A 21,146-nucleotide genomic window follows, 5' to 3' on the forward strand; every position below is an offset into this window, starting at 1 on the left:
GTATCAGTGACTATCCTCTCTCAAAAGAGAGGAACGGGAATTTCTAGCGTTTATCGATAGCAATAACGGTCGCTTGTCCATTTTCCACACGCCAGCGCACGTTAAACTCCATTAAGTGTACGGCAAACTCCCTAATCTGCGGTTCATTTTTTCGATAGGCAGGGCGCGGGTCCTGAGCTAATACCTGAGTAATAAAACGGCGCAGATGAGGCAAAGCACGGCTCTCTTTTTGCAGAACCCGTTCCGCCTCGGCAGCAAAACTGACGGGCATGCTGGCATCAGGTGCCAATTGGGCAAATCCGGCCTGAGCATCAGGAATACTTTCGGCAAAAGGCAAATAGGGTTTGATATCAACGACGGGAGTTCCGTCAACCAAATCCAGGCTGCCAAGTTGCAGGATAATATCAGCACCTTCCTGACGTATACCTTTTAGTTCAATCAGTGACATGCCAATAGGGTTAGGACGAAACGTAGATCGGGTAGCGAAAACCCCCATTCTGGCATTGCCGCCTAAACGGGGCGGTCGCACCGTTGGTCGCCATCCGCCGTCTTGAGTTTGGTGAAATACAAACAATAACCAGATATGGCTGAACTGTTCTAACCCACGTACTGCTTCAGGCTGGTTATAGGGCGGCAGCAACAGCAATTCACCGCCCCCATCCTGCACTAAGCCCGGCTGGCGGGGAACGGCAAATTTTTCTTTATAAGGCGAACGAATAACGCCTATCGGTTCGATATGTAGCCCAGTCATTTAAAAATTGATATGCAGCGCAGTGCCTTCACAAACTGCAACCTGATAGCAACCCGGAACCGAAGACATCATTTCGCAACGATGTAATAACACCGCATTGGCCTCTTTATAGGCCGCTCTTTTCTGCATACTCAGCATGGCTGACGTAATGCTTGGCGGGCTATCCTGAGCGGTAAACTGACAGGAATCGCCAGAAACTAATCCCATCTCTTTAAATGAAGCTCCGGAAAGCTCAGCTTCAGTTTTATAAAGCTTCACTGGTTCTAATTCTGGTGCTGAAGGTCCGGACTGGGCACAGCCGCCCAGAAAAAGTGCAAACAGGCAAAGCGTGAGAATTCGCATTGGATATCCTTGATAAAGGTAGAGGCCTGAAATAAGAGGGCCAGTCACTAAAAGTAACGGAAAGTATAAATAAAAACAGGACTAAGGATAAGATGAAAACTAACGAATAAAAAGGGCAGATAAGAATATCTGCCCTTAAATATATTATTGAGAAATGAGGATAACTAATTAAAGGATTACCAACCTTTAATTGCGCCACCTTTAAACTCTTTATCTGCAGCGTTGAATACTTCGTCAGAATGGAATGCCTGAACGAATTTCTTCACGTTTTCAGAGTCTTTATTATCTTCACGGGAAACGATGATGTTCACGTAAGGAGAATCTTTATCTTCAACGAAGATGCCATCTTTAGTTGGAGTTAAACCAATCTGGCTGGAATAAGCAGTATTGATAATCGCCAGAGTCACCTGATTGTCATCCAAAGAACGTGGTAACTGTGGTGCTTCCAGTTCGATGATCTTCAGATGTTTTGGATTCTCAACCACATCCAGTACGGTAGGCATCAGGCCAACACCCTCTTTCAACTTAATCAGACCCTGTTTTTGTAATAACAACAGAGAACGACCAAGGTTGGTTGGATCGTTAGGTACTGCGATTTGCGCGCCATCCTGAATTTCATCGATAGATTTGATCTTCTTGGAGTAGGCCGCAATCGGATAAACAAAAGTGGTGCCCACAACCGCTAACTTATAGCCGCGCTCTTTCATTTGCTGGTCTAAATATGGCTTATGCTGAAAAGCATTCAGGTCAATATCACCTTTGCTTAACGCTTCGTTTGGCAGCACATAGTCATTAAATGACACCAGTTCTACTTCCAGACCATATTTGTCTTTTGCCACTTGTTTAGCGACTTCAGCAACTTTTAATTCAGCACCAACAATAACGCCAACTTTGATGTGATTAGGGTTTTTCTCTTCCTGTCCGCATCCCGCCAGCGCGAGAGATCCAATAAGAGCACCAACTGCGGCAAAGGTTTTAAACTTAAATAGCATATTATTTCTCTCTATTATCAATACGCTGCAAGCAGCACAATTTACTTTTTGTCACTAACCGTTATTTATGAGTAGCGGCTTTGACAAGACGGTCACCACAGAACTGAATGATATAAACCAATATAACTAACAGAATAAGAACAGTATTCATCACTGTTGCGTCATATCTGACATATCCATATTGATAGCCTAGTTGACCTAAGCCACCTGCGCCAACGGCTCCACCCATGGCTGAATATCCCAGTAGGGTAATAAGCGTAATGGTGGCACTGTTAATTAATCCGGGTAATGCTTCAGGAAGCAAAACTTTACGAATAATTTGTAATGGGGTTGCACCCATTGCTCGGGCAGCTTCAACTAAACCGCTTGGAATTTCCAGCAGGGTGTTTTCCACCATGCGGGCAATAAACGGAGCCGCCCCGATACTCAGTGGAACCAGTGCGGCTTTTAAACCGATAAAGGTGCCAGCAACAATGGTGGTAAATGGAATAATCCATACGATCAGAATAATAAACGGAATGGAACGAAACACGTTGATTACTGCTGATAGTCCACGATGAAGCGTAGGATTCTCAAGAATTTGCCCCGGTCTGGTGATATAGAGTAGTACACCGGCCGGAAGGCCAATGACAAAGCCAAAAAAACCAGATGTAAAAGTCATGACGATGGTTTCCCAGGTGGCTTTACCCATCATCCACATCATTGCCTCAGACATAACCTAATACCTCAACTTTTACATGGTGATCTTGAAGGAACTGGATTGCAGCCGCGGTTTCTTCCTGCGTACCGTGAATCTCAGTCAGCATGACACCAAATTTAACGCCACCGGCATAATCCATCTGGGCACTGATAATGTTGTTATTAATGTTATAACTACGGGCCACCTCAGAGAGCAACGGCGCATCCACTGATTGTCCGGTAAACTCCAGACGCAATAATGGGTGGGTATTCTCTTTCTGTTCCGGGCTCAAACGTTCGGAGTAATCATCCGGAATATCCAGATGCAGCGTTGACTGAATAAATTGTTGAGCCAATGGTGTTTTAGGATGAGAGAACATAGCACTAACGCTGTCCTGTTCAATCAATTTGCCATCGCTAATAACTGCAACCTGATCGCAAATGCGTTTTACCACATCCATTTCATGGGTAATTAACAGAATTGTTAATCCTAAACGGCGGTTGATATCTTTTAATAGTTCAAGAATCGAACGCGTGGTTGCCGGATCCAGCGCACTGGTTGCTTCGTCACACAGCAGAATTTTAGGATTGCTGGCGAGAGCTCGGGCAATAGCTACACGTTGCTTCTGTCCACCGGACAGGTTGGCAGGATAGGTATCATGCTTGTCGCTTAGCCCAACCAGATCTAATAGCTCTGCTACGCGCTTATTTCTTTCCGCTGATGGCATATTGTCCAGCTCTAATGGCAGAGCGACGTTACCGGACACCGTACGGGAAGAGAGTAAATTGAAGTGTTGAAATATCATGCCGATCTGACGGCGTGCTTTGGTCAAGCCCGTCGAATCAAGGGCAGTCAAATCCTGATTATCCACCAAGACCCGACCTGAAGTTGGCCGCTCAAGTAAATTCACACAGCGAATCAGCGTACTTTTACCGGCACCTGAAGCACCGATAACGCCATAGATTTGTCCGGCAGGAACATGGAGACTCACGTCAGAAAGCGCCGTGATAGTCAGGTTCTTTTGCTGGAATATTTTGGTAATATTCTGAAGTTTAATCATATTTTTCTTATATTGAGACCATTCCGATAACTATTCTTCATGAAAGAATAATGACCGTTAATAAAACAGAACTCAGCAAAAAGCTGAGTGATTGAATGGATGCTAAGGCGTCTAGACGTCTAAGTCAACCAATTTTGGATCTATCGAAAGGTTCTTTCTGTGAGTACAATCATGAGATACTAATGACATATCAATAGCCATCAGGAGTAATTACGTGGCGAATTCTATACCAGCAGTTTTTCTTGACCGGGACGGGACAATTAATATTGACCATGGGTACGTTCATGAAATAGATCAGTTTCAGTTTATTGATGGGGTAATTGAAGCCTGCGCTGAGCTGAAAAAAATGGGTTTTGCTTTAGTTTTGGTAACCAATCAATCTGGCATAGCCAGAGGAAAATTCACAGAGGAACAGTTTATGACTCTGACTGAATGGATGGATTGGTCGCTGGCGGATCGTGATGTAGATCTGGATGGCATCTATTATTGTCCACATCATCCGGAAGGAACGGTTAGTGAGTTCGCCCAAACTTGCGATTGCCGTAAACCACAGCCCGGTATGTTGTTATCAGCACAGAAAGAGTTAAATATCGATATGGCCGCTTCTTATATGGTAGGGGATAAACCCGAAGATATGCAGGCGGCAATAAATGCTGGTGTAGGGCACAAAGTTCTGGTTAGAACGGGGAAACCTGTTACACCAGAAGGTGAAGCCTTGGCAGATATGGTGTTAGACAGCCTTACAGCATTACCAAATGCTATTAAGTCAGGTCAATTTAGTCGATAATTAGTACAAATTTAAATGTAATAGTAAAAAAGTTTATTTAACGCTTGCTATTCACATTAATGACTCTATAATGCGCCTCCACTGACACGGCAACAGCCGCTTCAGTTCAGACGTTATCGTGCATAAATCTGTGATTTAACACTTGACTCTGACGCGGGAAAGCGTAGTATACGCAGCCCGTGTTGCGGGAAGTTTTTCGCCGCAACATCGCTCTTTAACAATTTATCAGACAATCTGTGTGGGCACTCACAAGACGGTATCTCACGTCATTACACTTCGGTGTAACGACACAAAAAAATACCAAGTCTTAAAGAGTGACCAGACAGTAATTCATTTGAATTATTGAAAGTAATCTTTGAGCATCAAGCTTTTAATTGAAGAGTTTGATCATGGCTCAGATTGAACGCTGGCGGCAGGCCTAACACATGCAAGTCGGGCGGTAGCACAGAGGAGCTTGCTCCTTGGGTGACGAGCGGCGGACGGGTGAGTAATGTCTGGGGATCTGCCTGATGGAGGGGGATAACTACTGGAAACGGTAGCTAATACCGCGTAACGTCGCAAGACCAAAGCGGGGGACCTTCGGGCCTCGCGCCATCAGATGAACCCAGATGGGATTAGCTAGTAGGTGGGGTAATGGCTCACCTAGGCGACGATCCCTAGCTGGTCTGAGAGGATGACCAGCCACACTGGGACTGAGACACGGCCCAGACTCCTACGGGAGGCAGCAGTGGGGAATATTGCACAATGGGGGAAACCCTGATGCAGCCATGCCGCGTGTGTGAAGAAGGCCTTAGGGTTGTAAAGCACTTTCAGTGGGGAGGAAGGATGTGGTGTTAATAGCACCATGTATTGACGTTACCCACAGAAGAAGCACCGGCTAACTCCGTGCCAGCAGCCGCGGTAATACGGAGGGTGCAAGCGTTAATCGGAATTACTGGGCGTAAAGCGCACGCAGGCGGTTTGTCAAGTCGGATGTGAAATCCCCGGGCTTAACCTGGGAACTGCATCCGAAACTGGCAAGCTAGAGTCTTGTAGAGGGGGGTAGAATTCCATGTGTAGCGGTGAAATGCGTAGAGATGTGGAGGAATACCGGTGGCGAAGGCGGCCCCCTGGACAAAGACTGACGCTCAGGTGCGAAAGCGTGGGGAGCAAACAGGATTAGATACCCTGGTAGTCCACGCTGTAAACGATGTCGACTTGGAGGTTGTTCCCTTGAGGAGTGGCTTCCGGAGCTAACGCGTTAAGTCGACCGCCTGGGGAGTACGGCCGCAAGGTTAAAACTCAAATGAATTGACGGGGGCCCGCACAAGCGGTGGAGCATGTGGTTTAATTCGATGCAACGCGAAGAACCTTACCTACTCTTGACATCCAGAGAATTTAGCAGAGATGCTTTAGTGCCTTCGGGAGCTCTGAGACAGGTGCTGCATGGCTGTCGTCAGCTCGTGTTGTGAAATGTTGGGTTAAGTCCCGCAACGAGCGCAACCCCTATCCTTTGTTGCCAGCACGTAATGGTGGGAACTCAAAGGAGACTGCCGGTGATAAACCGGAGGAAGGTGGGGATGACGTCAAGTCATCATGGCCCTTACGAGTAGGGCTACACACGTGCTACAATGGCGTATACAAAGAGAAGCTACCTCGCGAGAGCATGCGGACCTCATAAAGTACGTCGTAGTCCGGATTGGAGTCTGCAACTCGACTCCATGAAGTCGGAATCGCTAGTAATCGTAGATCAGAATGCTACGGTGAATACGTTCCCGGGCCTTGTACACACCGCCCGTCACACCATGGGAGTGGGTTGCAAAAGAAGTAGGTAGCTTAACCTTCGGGAGGGCGCTTACCACTTTGTGATTCATGACTGGGGTGAAGTCGTAACAAGGTAACCGTAGGGGAACCTGCGGTTGGATCACCTCCTTACCTGAAAGATATGCAGTTGCGTGCAGTGTCCACACAGATTGTCTGATGAAATAAAAAGAGAGCAAAGCGTCTGCGAAGCTGACATATCTGTGTCCCCTTCGTCTAGAGGCCTAGGACACCGCCCTTTCACGGCGGTAACAGGGGTTCGAATCCCCTAGGGGACGCCACTTGCTGATAATGGGTGAAAGACATTGTCGATGAATATCTCAAAACTGGCTTACTGAGCCATGTTTGAGATATTTGCTCTTTAACAATCCGGAACAAGCTGAAATTTGAATCCTCAGCCATACATGAGTAATACACTGACATGTAGTGGACTGAGCGAGTCTCTCAATTGTTTGCAACTTTAGAATGTTGTCTTTCGAGACACCTTCGGGTTGTGAGGTTAAGTGACTAAGCGTACACGGTGGATGCCTAGGCAGTCAGAGGCGATGAAGGGCGTGCTAATCTGCGATAAGCGTCGGTAAGGTGATATGAACCGTTATAACCGGCGATACCCGAATGGGGAAACCCAGTGCAATTCGTTGCACTATCATACGATGAATACATAGTCGTATGAGGCGAACCGGGGGAACTGAAACATCTAAGTACCCCGAGGAAAAGAAATCAACCGAGATTCCCCCAGTAGCGGCGAGCGAACGGGGAGGAGCCCAGAACCTGAATCAGTTTGTGTGTTAGTGGAAGCGTCTGGAAAGTCGCACGGTACAGGGTGATAGTCCCGTACACCAAAATGCACAGATTGTGAGTTCGATGAGTAAGGCGGGACACGTGACATCCTGTCTGAATATGGGGGGACCATCCTCCAAGGCTAAATACTCCTGACTGACCGATAGTGAACCAGTACCGTGAGGGAAAGGCGAAAAGAACCCCGGCGAGGGGAGTGAAACAGAACCTGAAACCGTGTACGTACAAGCAGTGGGAGCACCCTTTGGGGTGTGACTGCGTACCTTTTGTATAATGGGTCAGCGACTTATATTTTGTAGCAAGGTTAACCGAATAGGGGAGCCGTAGGGAAACCGAGTCTTAACTGGGCGTCAAGTTGCAAGGTATAGACCCGAAACCCGGTGATCTAGCCATGGGCAGGTTGAAGGTTGGGTAACACTAACTGGAGGACCGAACCGACTAATGTTGAAAAATTAGCGGATGACCTGTGGCTGGGGGTGAAAGGCCAATCAAACCGGGAGATAGCTGGTTCTCCCCGAAAGCTATTTAGGTAGCGCCTCGTGAACTCATCTTCGGGGGTAGAGCACTGTTTCGACTAGGGGGCCATCCCGGCTTACCAACTCGATGCAAACTCCGAATACCGAAGAATGTTATCACGGGAGACACACGGCGGGTGCTAACGTCCGTCGTGAAGAGGGAAACAACCCAGACCGCCAGCTAAGGTCCCAAAGTCATGGTTAAGTGGGAAACGATGTGGGAAGGCACAGACAGCCAGGATGTTGGCTTAGAAGCAGCCATCATTTAAAGAAAGCGTAATAGCTCACTGGTCGAGTCGGCCTGCGCGGAAGATGTAACGGGGCTAAACCATGCACCGAAGCTGCGGCAGCGATATGAAAATATTGTTGGGTAGGGGAGCGTTCTGTAAGCCTGCGAAGGTGGACTGTGAGGTCTGCTGGAGGTATCAGAAGTGCGAATGCTGACATAAGTAACGATAAAGCGGGTGAAAAGCCCGCTCGCCGGAAGACCAAGGGTTCCTGTCCAACGTTAATCGGGGCAGGGTGAGTCGACCCCTAAGGCGAGGCCGAAAGGCGTAGTCGATGGGAAACAGGTTAATATTCCTGTACTTGGTGTTACTGCGAAGGGGGGACGAAGAAGGCTAGGCTATCCGGGCGACGGTTGTCCCGGTTTAAGCGTGTAGGTGGAGTGATTAGGTAAATCCGATTGCTTATTAACACTGAGGCGTGATGACGAGCCACTACGGTGGTGAAGTAGTTGATGCCCTGCTTCCAGGAAAAGCCTCTAAGCTCCAGGTAACATTAAATCGTACCCCAAACCGACACAGGTGGTCAGGTAGAGAATACTCAGGCGCTTGAGAGAACTCGGGTGAAGGAACTAGGCAAAATGGTGCCGTAACTTCGGGAGAAGGCACGCTGGCATTAGGTGAAGTGGTTTACCCATGGAGCTGAAGCCAGTCGAAGATACCAGCTGGCTGCAACTGTTTATTAAAAACACAGCACTGTGCAAACACGAAAGTGGACGTATACGGTGTGACGCCTGCCCGGTGCTGGAAGGTTAATTGATGGGGTTAGCGTAAGCGAAGCTCTTGATCGAAGCCCCAGTAAACGGCGGCCGTAACTATAACGGTCCTAAGGTAGCGAAATTCCTTGTCGGGTAAGTTCCGACCTGCACGAATGGCGTAATGATGGCCAGGCTGTCTCCACCCGAGACTCAGTGAAATTGAACTCGCAGTGAAGATGCTGTGTACCCGCGGCAAGACGGAAAGACCCCGTGAACCTTTACTATAGCTTGACACTGAACATTGAGCCTTGATGTGTAGGATAGGTGGGAGGCTTTGAAGCGGTGACGCCAGTCATCGTGGAGCCAACCTTGAAATACCACCCTTTAATGTTTGATGTTCTAACTTTGGCCCGTGATCCGGGTTGAGGACAGTGTCTGGTGGGTAGTTTGACTGGGGCGGTCTCCTCCCAAAGAGTAACGGAGGAGCACGAAGGTTAGCTAATCACGGTCGGACATCGTGAGGTTAGTGCAAAGGCATAAGCTAGCTTGACTGCGAGAGTGACGGCTCGAGCAGGTACGAAAGTAGGTCTTAGTGATCCGGTGGTTCTGAATGGAAGGGCCATCGCTCAACGGATAAAAGGTACTCCGGGGATAACAGGCTGATACCGCCCAAGAGTTCATATCGACGGCGGTGTTTGGCACCTCGATGTCGGCTCATCACATCCTGGGGCTGAAGTAGGTCCCAAGGGTACGGCTGTTCGCCGTTTAAAGTGGTACGCGAGCTGGGTTTAGAACGTCGTGAGACAGTTCGGTCCCTATCTGCCGTGGGCGCTGGAAGATTGAGAGGGGTTGCTCCTAGTACGAGAGGACCGGAGTGAACGCACCACTGGTGTTCGGGTTGTCATGCCAATGGCATTGCCCGGTAGCTACGTGCGGAAAAGATAACCGCTGAAAGCATCTAAGCGGGAAACTTGCCTCGAGATGAGTCTTCCCTTGGACCCAGAGTCCACTGAAGGAACGTTAAAGACTATGACGTTGATAGGTCGGGTGTGTAAGCGTAGCGATACGTTGAGCTAACCGATACTAATGAACCGTGAGACTTAACCTTACAACACCGAAGGTGTTTTGGTGAGATGAGATTGAGAGAGAGAAGTCGAATTTCAGCGAATGTTCAGGATTGAAATGGATGGTTGTGTGGATAGTGATATTGACATACAACGGTTCATGTACAGAATATGCCTGGCGGCGACAGCGCGGTGGTCCCACCTGACCCCATGCCGAACTCAGAAGTGAAACGCCGTAGCGCCGATGGTAGTGTGGGGCTTCCCCATGCGAGAGTAGGGAACTGCCAGGCTTTAAATATAGATTACAAGATGATTTGTTCTTGTAATGAAAAAGAATCGGTGGAGCGGTAGTTCAGTTGGTTAGAATACCTGCCTGTCACGCAGGGGGTCGCGGGTTCGAGTCCCGTCCGTTCCGCCACTTAAATATAGAAAGGCCTGCTTATGCAGGCCTTTTTGCTATGGTCATTTATCCTCCATGAATCCGTTTAGCGTGATATGATTAGCATCATGACTAATCTTTACGTTTTTATTCTCTATTTGCCATTGAGTTTCTGTCTCTTAATCCCTATAACAATCTAAAGCATTCTTCTTATTGAGATGTAAATTCGGATTTGTCACTGCAGGAACTGCATTTTTAACCATAGGCTTAAACTGTGCGAAAAAAGAATTTTGCAATGAGGTATTCAGCCGGCTCGCCTGCAGAACGTATTTTTCCAGGAATTATAGGTGAGCTAAGCCAAACTATTGCGCCATTACAAGCGTTACCGACTAACGGTGCGTTAAGCGTTATGGTATGGAATATCTTCAAACAGCAGCGCGCAAACTGGCTGAATGTGCTTAAAAAACACGGTCTGGAAAGTCAGTTAGTTCTCTTACAGGAAGCACAGACAACCCCTGAATTGATCAATTTTGCTACTTCTAACTATTTAGCTGCGGATCAAGTTCCGGCGATTATTATGCCTCAATACTCTTCAGGGGTTATGACGCTTGCTTCAGCTAATCCAGTCTATTGTTGCCCTCTGCGGGAAAGAGAGCCATTATTGCGGTTGTCTAAATCGGCTCTGGTAACGGTATATCCACTGGATGATGGACGACAGTTGATGGTGGCTAATATCCATGCGGTTAATTTCAGTCTTGGCGTCGATATTTATCAACAGCAATTGAAACCTATAGGGGAGCAAATCTTACAGCACAAAGGCCCGGTAATATTAGCCGGTGATTTTAATGCCTGGAGCCGACAACGTCTGCATTCGCTATATCGATTTTCCACACTGACTGGGTTACAGGAAGTGCGTTTCTCTAATGACTGGCGTAAAAAAGCATTTGGTCGACCGCTGGACTTTGTTTTCTATCGGGGATTACAAGTGGAAGAGGCTTCGGTGCTGGTAACTCAGGCGTCGGATCACAACCCGCTTTTAGTAAGATTCCACGCTAACCCATAACAGGCTAGCGTGGAGAATGATATATTAGCGCTTATATAATGTCAGCGTACTGCCCGGTTGGAGTCGGTTAGCAGTTACTTTGCTATTCCACTTCAACACATCATTAATATTCACATTATGACGCTTAGCTATGCTGGCTAATGAGTCACCTTTGCGAATACGATAGGTGATGCTGCTATTATTCTTACTGCTTTTAGCACTGCTGTTTTTAGTATTACCAGTTCTGGTACTCGTAGCATTACTGGCCAGTTGTAATGACTGACCTGGTTTCAGCTTGCTATTTTTACCCAGTTTATTCCAACTCTGAATATCGCTGGATTTAACGTTATGGCGCTTAGCAATAGAAGACAGGGTGTCTCCTGCTCGTACGGTATATTTAACTTTTGACGCAGACCTACTACTGTTACTTGCTATCTGCGTTTGCTGTGTAGCAATTTGATTAATATACTCGCCAGAAATTGGTAATGTAATTACCTGACCAGCACTCACTTGAGCCGTCAGATTGTTTGCCTGACGGATAGAATCGGCAGTAATTCCGTAACGTCTGGCCAATATCTCAATGGTTTCGCCGTTAACGACTTTATGCTCACCCCAGTTAACCAAATTAATATCACCGCTGCTCAATGATTCTTCAAGCTGCTTTGCATTAGATGTAGGTAGCATAATGGCGTGAGGGCCATCTGGTGAGGTGACATTGTGCTTATAACCTGCATTGTATGTTTGCAGCTTGGTTAATGGCACGCCTGACATTTTAGCCGCCTGAGCCAATTCAATTTGCTGACCAACTTCAACACGGGTAAGCGCACGGTCTAAATTACTGCTTGGTAGCGACAGAGCGTAGCGCTCGTTATGCTTAACCATATCAGTCAAGGCAAGTAACTTAGGCACGTAAAGCTGTGTTTCACGCGGTAAATTCAGTGACCAATAGTCGGTAGGTAATCCTTTTGCTTCATTTTCCTTAATGGCGCGCAGAACCCGGCCTTCACCGCAGTTATATGCAGCAATAGCCTGTAACCAGTCACCTTCAAACATGATATTCAGGCGTTCCAGCATATCCAGCGCAGCAGTTGTGGATTCTGCAACGTCACGACGTCCGTCATACCATTTATCTTGTTTCAGACCATAATAACGGCCTGTGGTGGGAATAAATTGCCATATACCGGCAGCACTGGCTGACGAGGTAGCATGGGGATTAAAAGCGCTCTCTACAATAGGTAACAGCACCAGTTCCATTGGCAAATGACGTTCTTTAATTTGGCTAATGATCCAGTACATATACGGTTCAGCCCGTAATGTTACATTTTGTAGATAACGCTTATTATTGAGATAGTACTCTTTTTGTTCACGGATACGCTCGTTATCCGGAATGTCCATCTCCAGCCCTTCACTGACGACTTGCCACAGCTCTCTTTCTGTTTGACCATCAGGGCCCATTAGCCAGTCGAGATCTCCTGCTGCAGCGAGGCTATTGGCTGAAGGAGGATTCTGATTGCTTGCAGATTGGGAAGCATCTTTATTCGACGCCTGGCAACCAACAAGCAATACAGAAGCAAATAAGATCGCTTTTGCCTTCATGTATATCAATTATCATCGTTGATTAAAAGTCGACCGATAATACTTTGGCTAACCAAATAACTCAATCAAAAGCGTTAATAATTGTCTTTCATCTCTCTTAATCGCTTAAAAACTTGCCAAGGTTGTATAGTTGGATCATCCATGCCTAACTTTCTTTTTAAATCAAGTTGATGACATTTAAGATATAGGTTAATTGTTCTTTCAGTTTTTAGCTCTGTTGGCACAGAAGGCTGACTTTTTGACCTTATATCGATGATATGTTTCAAATATGTTTCTATTTCGATATTTTCTGGTAAAACATAGTTTGCGAAACGTAGATTTGAGATTGTATATTCGTGAGCACAGCACACTTTTGTGGTGTCAGGTAGAGCATCCAGCTTTTGTATCGACTGATACATCTGTTCTGGTGTACCTTCAAAAATTCGCCCGCACCCGGCAGAGAAGAGTGTGTCGCCGCAAAACAGATATGGGGCTGAATAGAATGCCACATGTCCTGCAGTATGACCGGGAACTTCAATTACACTGAAGCACATACCGTTGATATCGATATTATCGCCTTCTCTGACGATAAACTGCGCTCCTTTACTCTGAGTTTCCTGCGGACCATAAACTTTCAGTGCTGGGTAATGTCTAATCAATTCTGCGACACCGCCAGTATGGTCGTTGTGATGATGCGTCAGAAGGATTGCTGTGGGTGTTATTTGTTGTTGTTCTAACTGTTGAATAACCGGTAAAGCTTCACCAGGGTCAACTATAATACCCGTTTGCTGTTTGGTGGTTAGCAGCCAAATGTAATTGTCCTGAAAGGCGGGAATACTGATAAGATGCATAATGGTCCCCTGACGATGAAAGTCATATTATAAAAGAGATAATACTTCATGAGAGCTGCCCGAACAGAAACGATTGTAACATCGCCAGCGTCTTGGAATGAGTTATCTTATGGTAATAGTTATCGCCGTGCTCTGGAACAACAGCTGGATCCGTTGTGGCCGAAATTATTTGGTCTTCATTTGCTGAAGTTAGGAAATCTTAGTGCAGAAATTGATACCAGCAAGTGTCAAATTGCTCACCATGTTAACGCTTCGGAGTCAGGTAATAATATTCAGGTATATGCAGATAGCCTGAATCTTCCCTTCTTAGATAAATCACTGGATGCTTGCCTGTTAGCTGATACTTTAGCCTATTCGGAAGACCCACATCGTATTTTACGTGAAGTTGACAGAGTTCTGGTCGATGACGGTTGGTTGGTCGTGAGTGGATTTAATCCTTTTAGCCTGGTTGGGGCAGGTAAACTGATTCCGGTGATAAGGAAAAAACATCCTTATACCAGTAGAATGTTTACCAGAATGCGTATGATCGATTGGCTTAGTTTGCTTAACTATGAAGTGCTACATCAGGCAAGTTTTCAGAATATGCCCTGGAATGGCCTGTGCGGAGGATTTCTAAGCTCACACATTCCAGCTTTTGGTTGCCAAACGTTGATCGTTGCTCGTAAACGAACGATTCCGTTGACGTTGAATCCGCTTTCAGCCTTTAAAAAGCGGTTTCGTGTCAGGTCCGGAGCAGTAGGGGCGACTAAAAATATGCATAATGGAGATTAACCATTATGCTTACTTATTCTCAGGCGTATAGCCTTCGTCGGTTAAGGTCGGTTGTTCCGCAGCGGCACGTGCCAGTTGGTCACAACGCTCATTTTCTTCGTGTCCCGCATGGCCTTTAACCCAGTGCCATTCAACATTGTGGCGAATAATCGTCTGATCGAGACGTTGCCATAAATCGACGTTTTTGACAGGTTTTTTATCGGCAGTTTTCCAGCCGCGTTTTTTCCAGTTATGGATCCAGCTCATGATCCCTTGCCGTACATATTGGCTATCCGTACTGAGGGAAACCTGACAAGAGGCCGTCAGGGATTCCAGCGCAGTAATTGCCGCCAATAATTCCATACGGTTATTGGTGGTAAGGAAATATCCGGCACTGAGGGTTTTCTCATGCTGTTTATAGCGTAAAATAGCACCATAGCCTCCTGGTCCTGGGTTTCCCAGACAAGAGCCATCGGTGAATATCTCTACCTGTTTAAGCATATCTGGTAGACTCGTCATTAAAGTTTAAAACGGTAAGTCTGACACAAAATGGAATCAATAAGCACTGAAATTACACGACAGATTGTTCTTGATACCGAAACAACCGGTATGAACATGGTCGGCGTACACTATGAAGGTCACCGAATTATTGAGATAGGTGCGGTTGAAGTGATTAACCGTCGTTTAACCGGTAGGCATTTTCATGTATACGTCAAACCAGATCGTCTGGTAGATCCTGAAGCTTATGGCGTTCACGGTATCAGTGATGAATTTTTGGCTGATAAACCGACGTTTGCTGAAATTGCCGATGATTTCTTTAATTTTATCAATGGCGCAGAGCTGGTTATCCATAACGCATCGTTCGACGTTGGCTTTATGGACCATGAGTTTCGCATGTTGCGCAGCGATTATCCCAAAGTAGAGTCGTTTTGTACGGTTACTGACTCACTGATGATGGCTCGTAAGATGTTTCCGGGTAAACGAAATAGCCTGGATGCTCTCTGTAGTCGTCTGGATATAGATAATAGTCGCAGAACGTTGCACGGCGCTTTACTGGATGCCGAGATCCTGGCAGAGGTCTATCTGACCATGACAGGTGGACAGACTTCACTGTCATTCTCTTTGGAAGGTGAGAATCAGGCACAGACACGGGGTGCTGAAATTCAACGCGTTGTACGTGCTGAAAGTGCGCTAAAAGTTGTTTATGCGAATGAAGCAGAAATTGAAGCTCATGAGTCCCGTTTAGATCTGATTAGTAAAAAAGGCGGCTGTTGTCTTTGGCGTCCTGCTACGGATGGCGAGACGGTAAATTAATAATTTTTAAGCACTTCGTTGAATTAATGTGCAGTTGAATCTGTTTTAGTAAAAATTCATTGACTACCGGCACAGGGAACCTTACTATCACTCCGCTTTCTTATGAAAGCTATGTGGAGCGGTAGTTCAGTTGGTTAGAATACCTGCCTGTCACGCAGGGGGTCGCGGGTTCGAGTCCCGTCCGTTCCGCCACTAATTTCAATCCCTTGAGTTAAACGCTCAGGGGATTTTTTTCGTCTATAGTTTTGTTTCTTACTGCATTTAGCTTATACAGCGGTTTCTATTCTTCTTCGTCTTCCTGTAAATTAACCTGATAGCCTGTTGCCTGATTTGAAGGAATTTATGTGGTTTTTAAAATTACTATTCAAAAAACGATTTGATCCTGAATTTATTACCCGTTTTTTTCAGGCATTGTCTGAACATATCCCTGATGTTGAATTAATCTGGAAGAAAGGGGGAAGTGAGGTTGCCCTGAGTTCAGCGTCTTCTGCGGTTATTAAACGAGGGAAAAAAGTGCTCTATTCTCAGGGGAGCCGTTTTGGATGGATTGACCCATTTTCTGCCGGAGATTATCGCTCGGAATTAATCAAAGTAGCAGAACAGTTTCAACTGGGGCGAGAAAAACCAAATTACTGGTTGAGTCTTGTTTGCGTTGTTGTTTATCTGGTGATTGTTACCGGAGCAATCGGTGCTGCGGAAGAGTCGGTGAATTTATTTTATGCCGGTAGTGTTATTGCGGCACTGCTTACCAGCATATTGATGATATTCAGTTATCGGGCTGACTGGTCTCATAATCTTCGTAGTTTGTGCACCACACTGTGGATACTGGCGATGATTGCCGGCGCTTTTTCATCGATTTTACTTTTGCCAATCATCTGGACTGAGAACCGTCAGCAGCTGGCACGAACGTATAGCTTAAATCGTTCCTGAATAAGCATAAAACAGCTTAATTGAATGGAAGATAGCGCTTATTGCACTTCTCCCTGCTATTGCTATCCGTTACACTGATCGAAGCTGATTCACTACACTTTATCTATAAAGAGGTTTTTCATGTATCAGGATTTAATCCGCAGCGAGCTGAATGAAGCGGCTCAGGTATTACAAAAGTTCCTCAGCGACGATGCAAACATTGAATCTGTGCAGCGTGCGGCTCTGCTACTGGCCGATTCATTTAAAGCCGGTGGTAAAGTGCTCTCTTGTGGTAATGGTGGTTCTCATTGTGATGCCATGCATTTTGCTGAAGAGCTAACCGGACGTTACCGTGAAAACCGGCCTGGTTATCCTGCTATTGCTATTTCCGATCCCAGCCATATCTCCTGCGTTAGTAATGACTTCGGTTATGACTACATTTTTTCCCGTTATCTGGAAGCGGTTGGTCGGGAAGGGGATGTGCTGTTTGGGTTATCCACCTCTGGCAATTCAGCCAATATCTTAAGGGCTATTGATGCTGCTCGCGAAAAAGGCATGAAAGTTATTGTGTTGACGGGAAAAGATGGCGGTAAAATGGATGGTCTGGCCGATGTTGAGATTAGGGTTCCTCATTTTGGCTATGCGGACCGTATTCAAGAAGTGCATATTAAAGTTATCCATATCCTGATGCTGTTAGTTGAAAAAGAGATGGTGAAATAGCTTACTTTGGTAAGTGTTGATGAGAGGTCGGTATGTGTGAATTACTTGGAATGAGTGCCAATGTGCCGACCGATATCTGTTTCAGCTTTACCGGGCTGATACAGCGCGGCGGCCGTACGGGCCCACATAAAGATGGTTGGGGTATTACCTTTTATGAAGGGAAAGGATGTCGAACTTTCCGCGATCCACAACCCAGTTATAACTCGCCGATTGCTAAATTGGTGCAAGAGTACCCGATTAAGTCATGTGCGGTAATTTCCCATATCCGCCAGGCCAATCGGGGAGCGGTAGCATTGGAAAATACCCATCCTTTTACGCGCGAACTCTGGGGGCGTAATTGGACCTTTGCCCACAACGGTCAATTAAAGGGATATCGGAGCCTGAAAACTCCATTCTTTCAGCCAATTGGTGAAACCGACAGTGAATATGCATTTTGCTGGATCCTACAACAGCTTAAGCAGCGTTATCCTCGTCGACCATCCAACTGGCCTGCGGTATTCCGTTTTATCGCTTCTTGCGCTGCTCAATTAAGAAAGAAGGGCGTATTTAATATGCTGCTTTCTGACGGGCACTATGTCATGGCCTACTGCTCAACCAACCTGTACTGGCTAACGCGGCGGGCGCCTTTTGGCAAAGCAACATTATTAGATGAAGATGTGGAGATCGACTTTCAGCGTGAAACTACACCAAACGATATTGTTACTTTAATTGCGACTCAGCCGTTAACCGGAAATGAACAGTGGCAAAAAATCCCTGAAGGAGAATTTGCCCTGTTTCATTTTGGTGAACGTATTATTTAATTGCTCTTAACGAGCAGCGAAAGGATTCGCAGGGTTAGTTTTTGGCGGATTGTTGGCTAATAACCCCTGCGGAGCAAGATTATAACGCCCATTGCTGACAATCATATTTGGTGGCTGATGGGTTTTTTCAAAGAAGTCATAGCCAACTTTCAACTGCTGCCAAAACTCATAATGTACGGAGTGACTGTAGCTATTTAATTTATCGTTGGTCATACGGAATGGGAAGATATTAACTTCCACCTGAGGTTGTCCGTTGATCAACGCATACTCGATAAACTGATAAATTTCGGAAATCTGTTGGTTATTCATGGCATAACAACCGGTAGATACACAGTCACCGTGTACCATAAGATGCTTACCGGTAAATCCATGCTCCTGATCGTATTGATTAGGGTAACCAAGATTGAAAGAACGATAAAATTTACTGTTTGGATTCAGGCTTTGCATGGTTACCTGATAAAACCCCTCCGGGCTTTTAAAGTCACCCTGATAGCGCTTAGGACCAAGACCACCTGAATAGTTACAGATAGGGTAAGTTTGCACTAACTGATAAGCACCCTGATTTTTAACAAACAGTTCCAGAACTTTATCTTCTTTTATAATGCGAACATAAACCGGTAAGCCCAGTAGCCGCTGTTTTTCTGGTTGCATAGTAGATTGTTGTTCAGTCAGCGGCTGAACGGACTGCGCATTTGAATAGAACGACACTGGCGACAGTAGCAATACGCTGAGCATGAATAGAGATTTGCTCATTTTTCTTCCCGTTGTTAAAAACATATATCCGTGGCTAATTAATTTAATATTGTTGTATTTATAGTCTATTTTCTGGCGAGTAGTGTAAGTCAGATAATAAAAAAAGAATAATTATTTTTATGGCAAATGCTCGTTTTGTGTGATGTCTCGAAAAGCGGTTTTTAGGAAAGGTAATAGCTCAGACAGGTTCTATTTAATTATTTGATATTATTATAATTATATAGGGCTAATAGAACGGACAGAAAAGTAGGGCTATCTTCCTGTCCGTTTATTAGTATTGTTCTGTTTTTAACGATAGCTAAACTTACCAATGTATTCCTCAGTATTTCTGGGGATATTGCTGGCATACATATACTGACTTTGTGGTATTTCGGGTCCAACCAAAGCATAACGACCATCAACAACAGAAATATTTGGGGGTTGATGAGTAGTTTCAAAATAGTCATAGCCAGCCTTTAACTGCTGCCAGAACTCCTGATACTCAGAATCTTGATGGCGACGCATATTTTCGTTGGTCATACGAAATGGGAAAATATTGATATTCACCTGTTGTTGACCGTTTTTCATTGCGGCTTCGACGAATTGATAAATCTCGGCAATTTGCTCATCGGTCATAGCATAGCAACCGGCAGAGACACAGGCTCCATGTATCATTAGATAGTTACCAGTAAAACCATGAGCCCTGTCATATTGGTTAGGATAGCCAATATTAAATGCGCGATAATACTTACTATTAGGATTCAAACTGTTGGCGGTTATTTGATAGAATCCTTCCGGACTTTTATAATCACCCTGACGCTTTTTAGGACCTAGCCCACCTGAATAACTACAAATTAAATAAGTTCTAATGTGTTGATAGCTATTTTTATTTTTAATAAATAGCTCAAGTTTATGTTCTTCCTTAATAATACGAATATATACCGGAAGGCCTAATAGTTTTTGTTTCTCTGATGGAGCGATAGATTGCCTGGTTACCGGTATTACCTGTGATTCTGCTGCGGAATAAAAGGATACTGATGAAAATAGCAATACGCTGAGCAGGAATAAGTATTTGCTCATTTGTGTCCCTGTTGTTAATTATATAAACTTACCTGTTAATGAAATATAAATTGATGTTATTTTAACCAATTTATTTTCAGGTAGTGTAATAGGGATAAGTCGGAATAAATAATATTTTTATATAACAATGTGTGACTTTTTGTTTTTAATAATATGTATGTTGAGGTGTTTTCTTTGAATATTTTTTCTAATCTATTGATGCGATTATTGGTTTTTATAACGGTGTTTTATATTTCAGGATGTGAACCTCAACAGTCTGCTATTAATGGCAAAACAATGGGAACTTATTATTCAATAAAATATATTGAGCACTCAAAAGCCCCTGAACGTGCTGAATTACAAAAACAAATTGATATTTTATTAGAAAATGTCAATAACCAGATGTCCACCTATCGTCCGGAATCTGAATTAAGCCGATTTAATCAATACCGTAATATTAATCAGGTTTTTTCTGTTTCTGCAGCAACGATAAAGGTCATTAATGAAGCTGTGCGGATAAATCAGCTCACCGAAGGCGCTTTGGATATTAGCGTTGGGCCTTTGGTGAATCTTTGGGGATTCGGACCTGAAGAGCATAAAGACCAGCTTCCTTCAGATGCAGAGCTACAACAGCGTAAGGCTTGGGTCGGCATGGATAAGCTGAAAGTGGAAGGCGATGGTTTGATAAAGAAGATACCTGAGCTCTATCTCGACCTCTCTGCCATTGCCAAAGGGTATGGTGTGGATGTGGTGGCGGAATATCTGGAATTAGTGGGCATTAACAACTATCTGGTAGATATCGGCGGTGAGGTAAGAACCAAAGGACAAAACGAACGTCAGCAACCCTGGCGTATTGCTATTGAGAAGCCAACGGCAGGTCTTGAACAACAAGTGCAGGAAGTGATTGCACCTGGTGATATGTCTGTTGCTACCTCAGGGAATTACCGCAATTATTTTGAAATTAATGGCGTTCGTTATTCCCATACCATTGATCCACGCACCGGCTGGCCGGTTTCCAATGAAATAGTTTCGGTGACGGTATTAAGTCCGTCTTGTATGACCGCTGATGGATTCTCAACGGCTATTGGCGTATTGGGGCTGGAAAAAGGTATGGAACTGGCAAATCAGCAGCAATTGCCGGTGATGATAATTACTCAGTCAGATACGGGTTTTACCGAGCACTATTCTGAGACATTTAAGCAGAAAATAATAACTCCTTGATTCTCTGGCGCTCATTTCACTTGA

Annotated in this window: 18 protein-coding genes, 3 tRNA genes and 3 rRNA genes; 14 read left to right on the top strand and 10 right to left on the bottom strand. The window is 45.2% G+C overall.

The features are described 5' to 3' along the window. Positions 1 to 43: 43 nt before the first annotated feature. From tsaA to metN, 5 genes are all read right to left on the bottom strand, one after another. On the bottom strand, positions 44 to 751 hold the full coding sequence (tsaA, locus tag EKN56_RS04195) for a tRNA (N6-threonylcarbamoyladenosine(37)-N6)-methyltransferase TrmO (RefSeq protein WP_130590660.1): 708 nt from the start codon (positions 749 to 751) through the stop codon (positions 44 to 46). Next, positions 752 to 1,093, bottom strand: a complete 342-nt coding sequence (rcsF, locus tag EKN56_RS04200; protein WP_130590661.1) for an Rcs stress response system protein RcsF — start codon at positions 1,091 to 1,093, stop codon at positions 752 to 754. Positions 1,094 to 1,269: 176 nt separating this feature from the next. After that, positions 1,270 to 2,085: a MetQ/NlpA family lipoprotein gene (locus tag EKN56_RS04205; RefSeq protein ID WP_130590662.1), complete on the bottom strand. Its 816-nt coding sequence runs from the start codon at positions 2,083 to 2,085 to the stop codon at positions 1,270 to 1,272. A gap of 61 nt (positions 2,086 to 2,146) precedes the next feature. Further along, positions 2,147 to 2,800: a methionine ABC transporter permease MetI gene (locus EKN56_RS04210; protein WP_130590663.1), complete on the bottom strand. Its 654-nt coding sequence runs from the start codon at positions 2,798 to 2,800 to the stop codon at positions 2,147 to 2,149. Then, entirely contained in the window at positions 2,793 to 3,824 is a 1,032-nt protein-coding gene (metN, locus tag EKN56_RS04215; protein ID WP_130590664.1) for a methionine ABC transporter ATP-binding protein MetN, read from the bottom strand. The genes EKN56_RS04210 and metN overlap by 8 nt, the downstream gene beginning before the upstream one ends. A 214-nt stretch (positions 3,825 to 4,038) precedes the next feature. Between metN and gmhB the strand changes: the two genes are divergently transcribed. The 7 genes from gmhB to EKN56_RS04250 all read left to right on the top strand — a co-directional run bounded on the left by gmhB (position 4,039) and on the right by EKN56_RS04250 (position 11,212). Continuing rightward, entirely contained in the window at positions 4,039 to 4,611 is a 573-nt protein-coding gene (gmhB, locus tag EKN56_RS04220) for a D-glycero-beta-D-manno-heptose 1,7-bisphosphate 7-phosphatase (protein ID WP_130590665.1), read from the top strand. Positions 4,612 to 4,982: 371 nt separating this feature from the next. Then, positions 4,983 to 6,525 (top strand): 16S ribosomal RNA (locus tag EKN56_RS04225). A gap of 91 nt (positions 6,526 to 6,616) precedes the next feature. Then, positions 6,617 to 6,692, top strand: a tRNA-Glu gene (locus EKN56_RS04230). Between the two features lie 216 nt (positions 6,693 to 6,908). Further along, positions 6,909 to 9,814: ribosomal RNA gene (locus EKN56_RS04235) — 23S ribosomal RNA — on the top strand. Positions 9,815 to 9,944: 130 nt separating this feature from the next. Further along, positions 9,945 to 10,060, top strand: a 5S ribosomal RNA gene (gene rrf / locus EKN56_RS04240). The 16S, 23S and 5S rRNA genes sit together here with 2 tRNA genes alongside, the layout of an rRNA operon. A gap of 51 nt (positions 10,061 to 10,111) precedes the next feature. Then, positions 10,112 to 10,188, top strand: a tRNA-Asp gene (locus tag EKN56_RS04245). A 235-nt stretch (positions 10,189 to 10,423) separates the two neighbouring features. Continuing rightward, positions 10,424 to 11,212 (top strand): endonuclease/exonuclease/phosphatase family protein, encoded by a 789-nt coding sequence (locus EKN56_RS04250; RefSeq protein ID WP_130590666.1) that lies wholly within the window; start codon positions 10,424 to 10,426, stop codon positions 11,210 to 11,212. Between the two features lie 24 nt (positions 11,213 to 11,236). Here EKN56_RS04250 and mltD read toward each other — a convergent pair whose 3' ends face one another. Continuing rightward, positions 11,237 to 12,787 carry a murein transglycosylase D gene (gene mltD / locus EKN56_RS04255; RefSeq protein WP_130590667.1) on the bottom strand — a complete coding sequence of 517 codons (1,551 nt, stop codon included), beginning with the start codon at positions 12,785 to 12,787 and terminating at the stop codon, positions 11,237 to 11,239. A gap of 74 nt (positions 12,788 to 12,861) precedes the next feature. Then, the gene (gloB, locus tag EKN56_RS04260) at positions 12,862 to 13,617 is read right to left on the bottom strand and encodes a hydroxyacylglutathione hydrolase (protein ID WP_130590668.1); all 756 of its coding nucleotides are present in this window, start codon (positions 13,615 to 13,617) and stop codon (positions 12,862 to 12,864) included. 48 nt (positions 13,618 to 13,665) lie between these two features. On the opposite strand from gloB, the gene EKN56_RS04265 reads away from it, so the two are divergent. Further along, positions 13,666 to 14,388 (top strand): class I SAM-dependent methyltransferase, encoded by a 723-nt coding sequence (locus tag EKN56_RS04265; RefSeq protein ID WP_130590669.1) that lies wholly within the window; start codon positions 13,666 to 13,668, stop codon positions 14,386 to 14,388. A 9-nt stretch (positions 14,389 to 14,397) separates the two neighbouring features. Here EKN56_RS04265 and rnhA read toward each other — a convergent pair whose 3' ends face one another. Beyond that, complete coding sequence (gene rnhA / locus EKN56_RS04270; RefSeq protein WP_130590670.1) at positions 14,398 to 14,868, bottom strand: ribonuclease HI; 471 nt, start codon at positions 14,866 to 14,868, stop codon at positions 14,398 to 14,400. A gap of 57 nt (positions 14,869 to 14,925) precedes the next feature. Between rnhA and dnaQ the strand changes: the two genes are divergently transcribed. From dnaQ to EKN56_RS04295, 5 genes are all read left to right on the top strand, one after another. Then, a complete protein-coding gene (gene dnaQ / locus EKN56_RS04275) occupies positions 14,926 to 15,681 on the top strand; it encodes a DNA polymerase III subunit epsilon (protein ID WP_130593595.1) in 756 nt (251 codons plus the stop codon). 115 nt (positions 15,682 to 15,796) lie between these two features. Then, a tRNA-Asp gene (locus tag EKN56_RS04280) sits at positions 15,797 to 15,873 on the top strand. Positions 15,874 to 16,023: 150 nt separating this feature from the next. Continuing rightward, positions 16,024 to 16,611, top strand: coding sequence for a hypothetical protein (locus tag EKN56_RS04285; RefSeq protein ID WP_130590671.1), 588 nt, complete (start codon positions 16,024 to 16,026; stop codon positions 16,609 to 16,611). 120 nt (positions 16,612 to 16,731) lie between these two features. Then, a complete protein-coding gene (lpcA, locus tag EKN56_RS04290; RefSeq protein ID WP_130590672.1) occupies positions 16,732 to 17,310 on the top strand; it encodes a D-sedoheptulose 7-phosphate isomerase in 579 nt (192 codons plus the stop codon). A 32-nt stretch (positions 17,311 to 17,342) separates the two neighbouring features. Continuing rightward, positions 17,343 to 18,110, top strand: a complete 768-nt coding sequence (locus EKN56_RS04295; protein WP_130590673.1) for a class II glutamine amidotransferase — start codon at positions 17,343 to 17,345, stop codon at positions 18,108 to 18,110. A 6-nt stretch (positions 18,111 to 18,116) separates the two neighbouring features. Here the strand turns inward: EKN56_RS04295 and EKN56_RS04300 are convergent, their stop codons facing one another. Next, complete coding sequence (locus EKN56_RS04300) at positions 18,117 to 18,863, bottom strand: L,D-transpeptidase family protein (RefSeq protein WP_130590674.1); 747 nt, start codon at positions 18,861 to 18,863, stop codon at positions 18,117 to 18,119. 288 nt (positions 18,864 to 19,151) lie between these two features. After that, positions 19,152 to 19,922 (bottom strand): L,D-transpeptidase family protein, encoded by a 771-nt coding sequence (locus EKN56_RS04305; RefSeq protein WP_130590675.1) that lies wholly within the window; start codon positions 19,920 to 19,922, stop codon positions 19,152 to 19,154. 198 nt (positions 19,923 to 20,120) lie between these two features. On the opposite strand from EKN56_RS04305, the gene EKN56_RS04310 reads away from it, so the two are divergent. Then, a complete protein-coding gene (locus EKN56_RS04310) occupies positions 20,121 to 21,122 on the top strand; it encodes an FAD:protein FMN transferase (RefSeq protein WP_130593596.1) in 1,002 nt (333 codons plus the stop codon). Positions 21,123 to 21,146: the final 24 nt, after the last annotated feature.

This window comes from Limnobaculum zhutongyuii (assembly GCF_004295645.1).
GTDB lineage: Bacteria > Pseudomonadota > Gammaproteobacteria > Enterobacterales > Enterobacteriaceae > Limnobaculum > Limnobaculum zhutongyuii.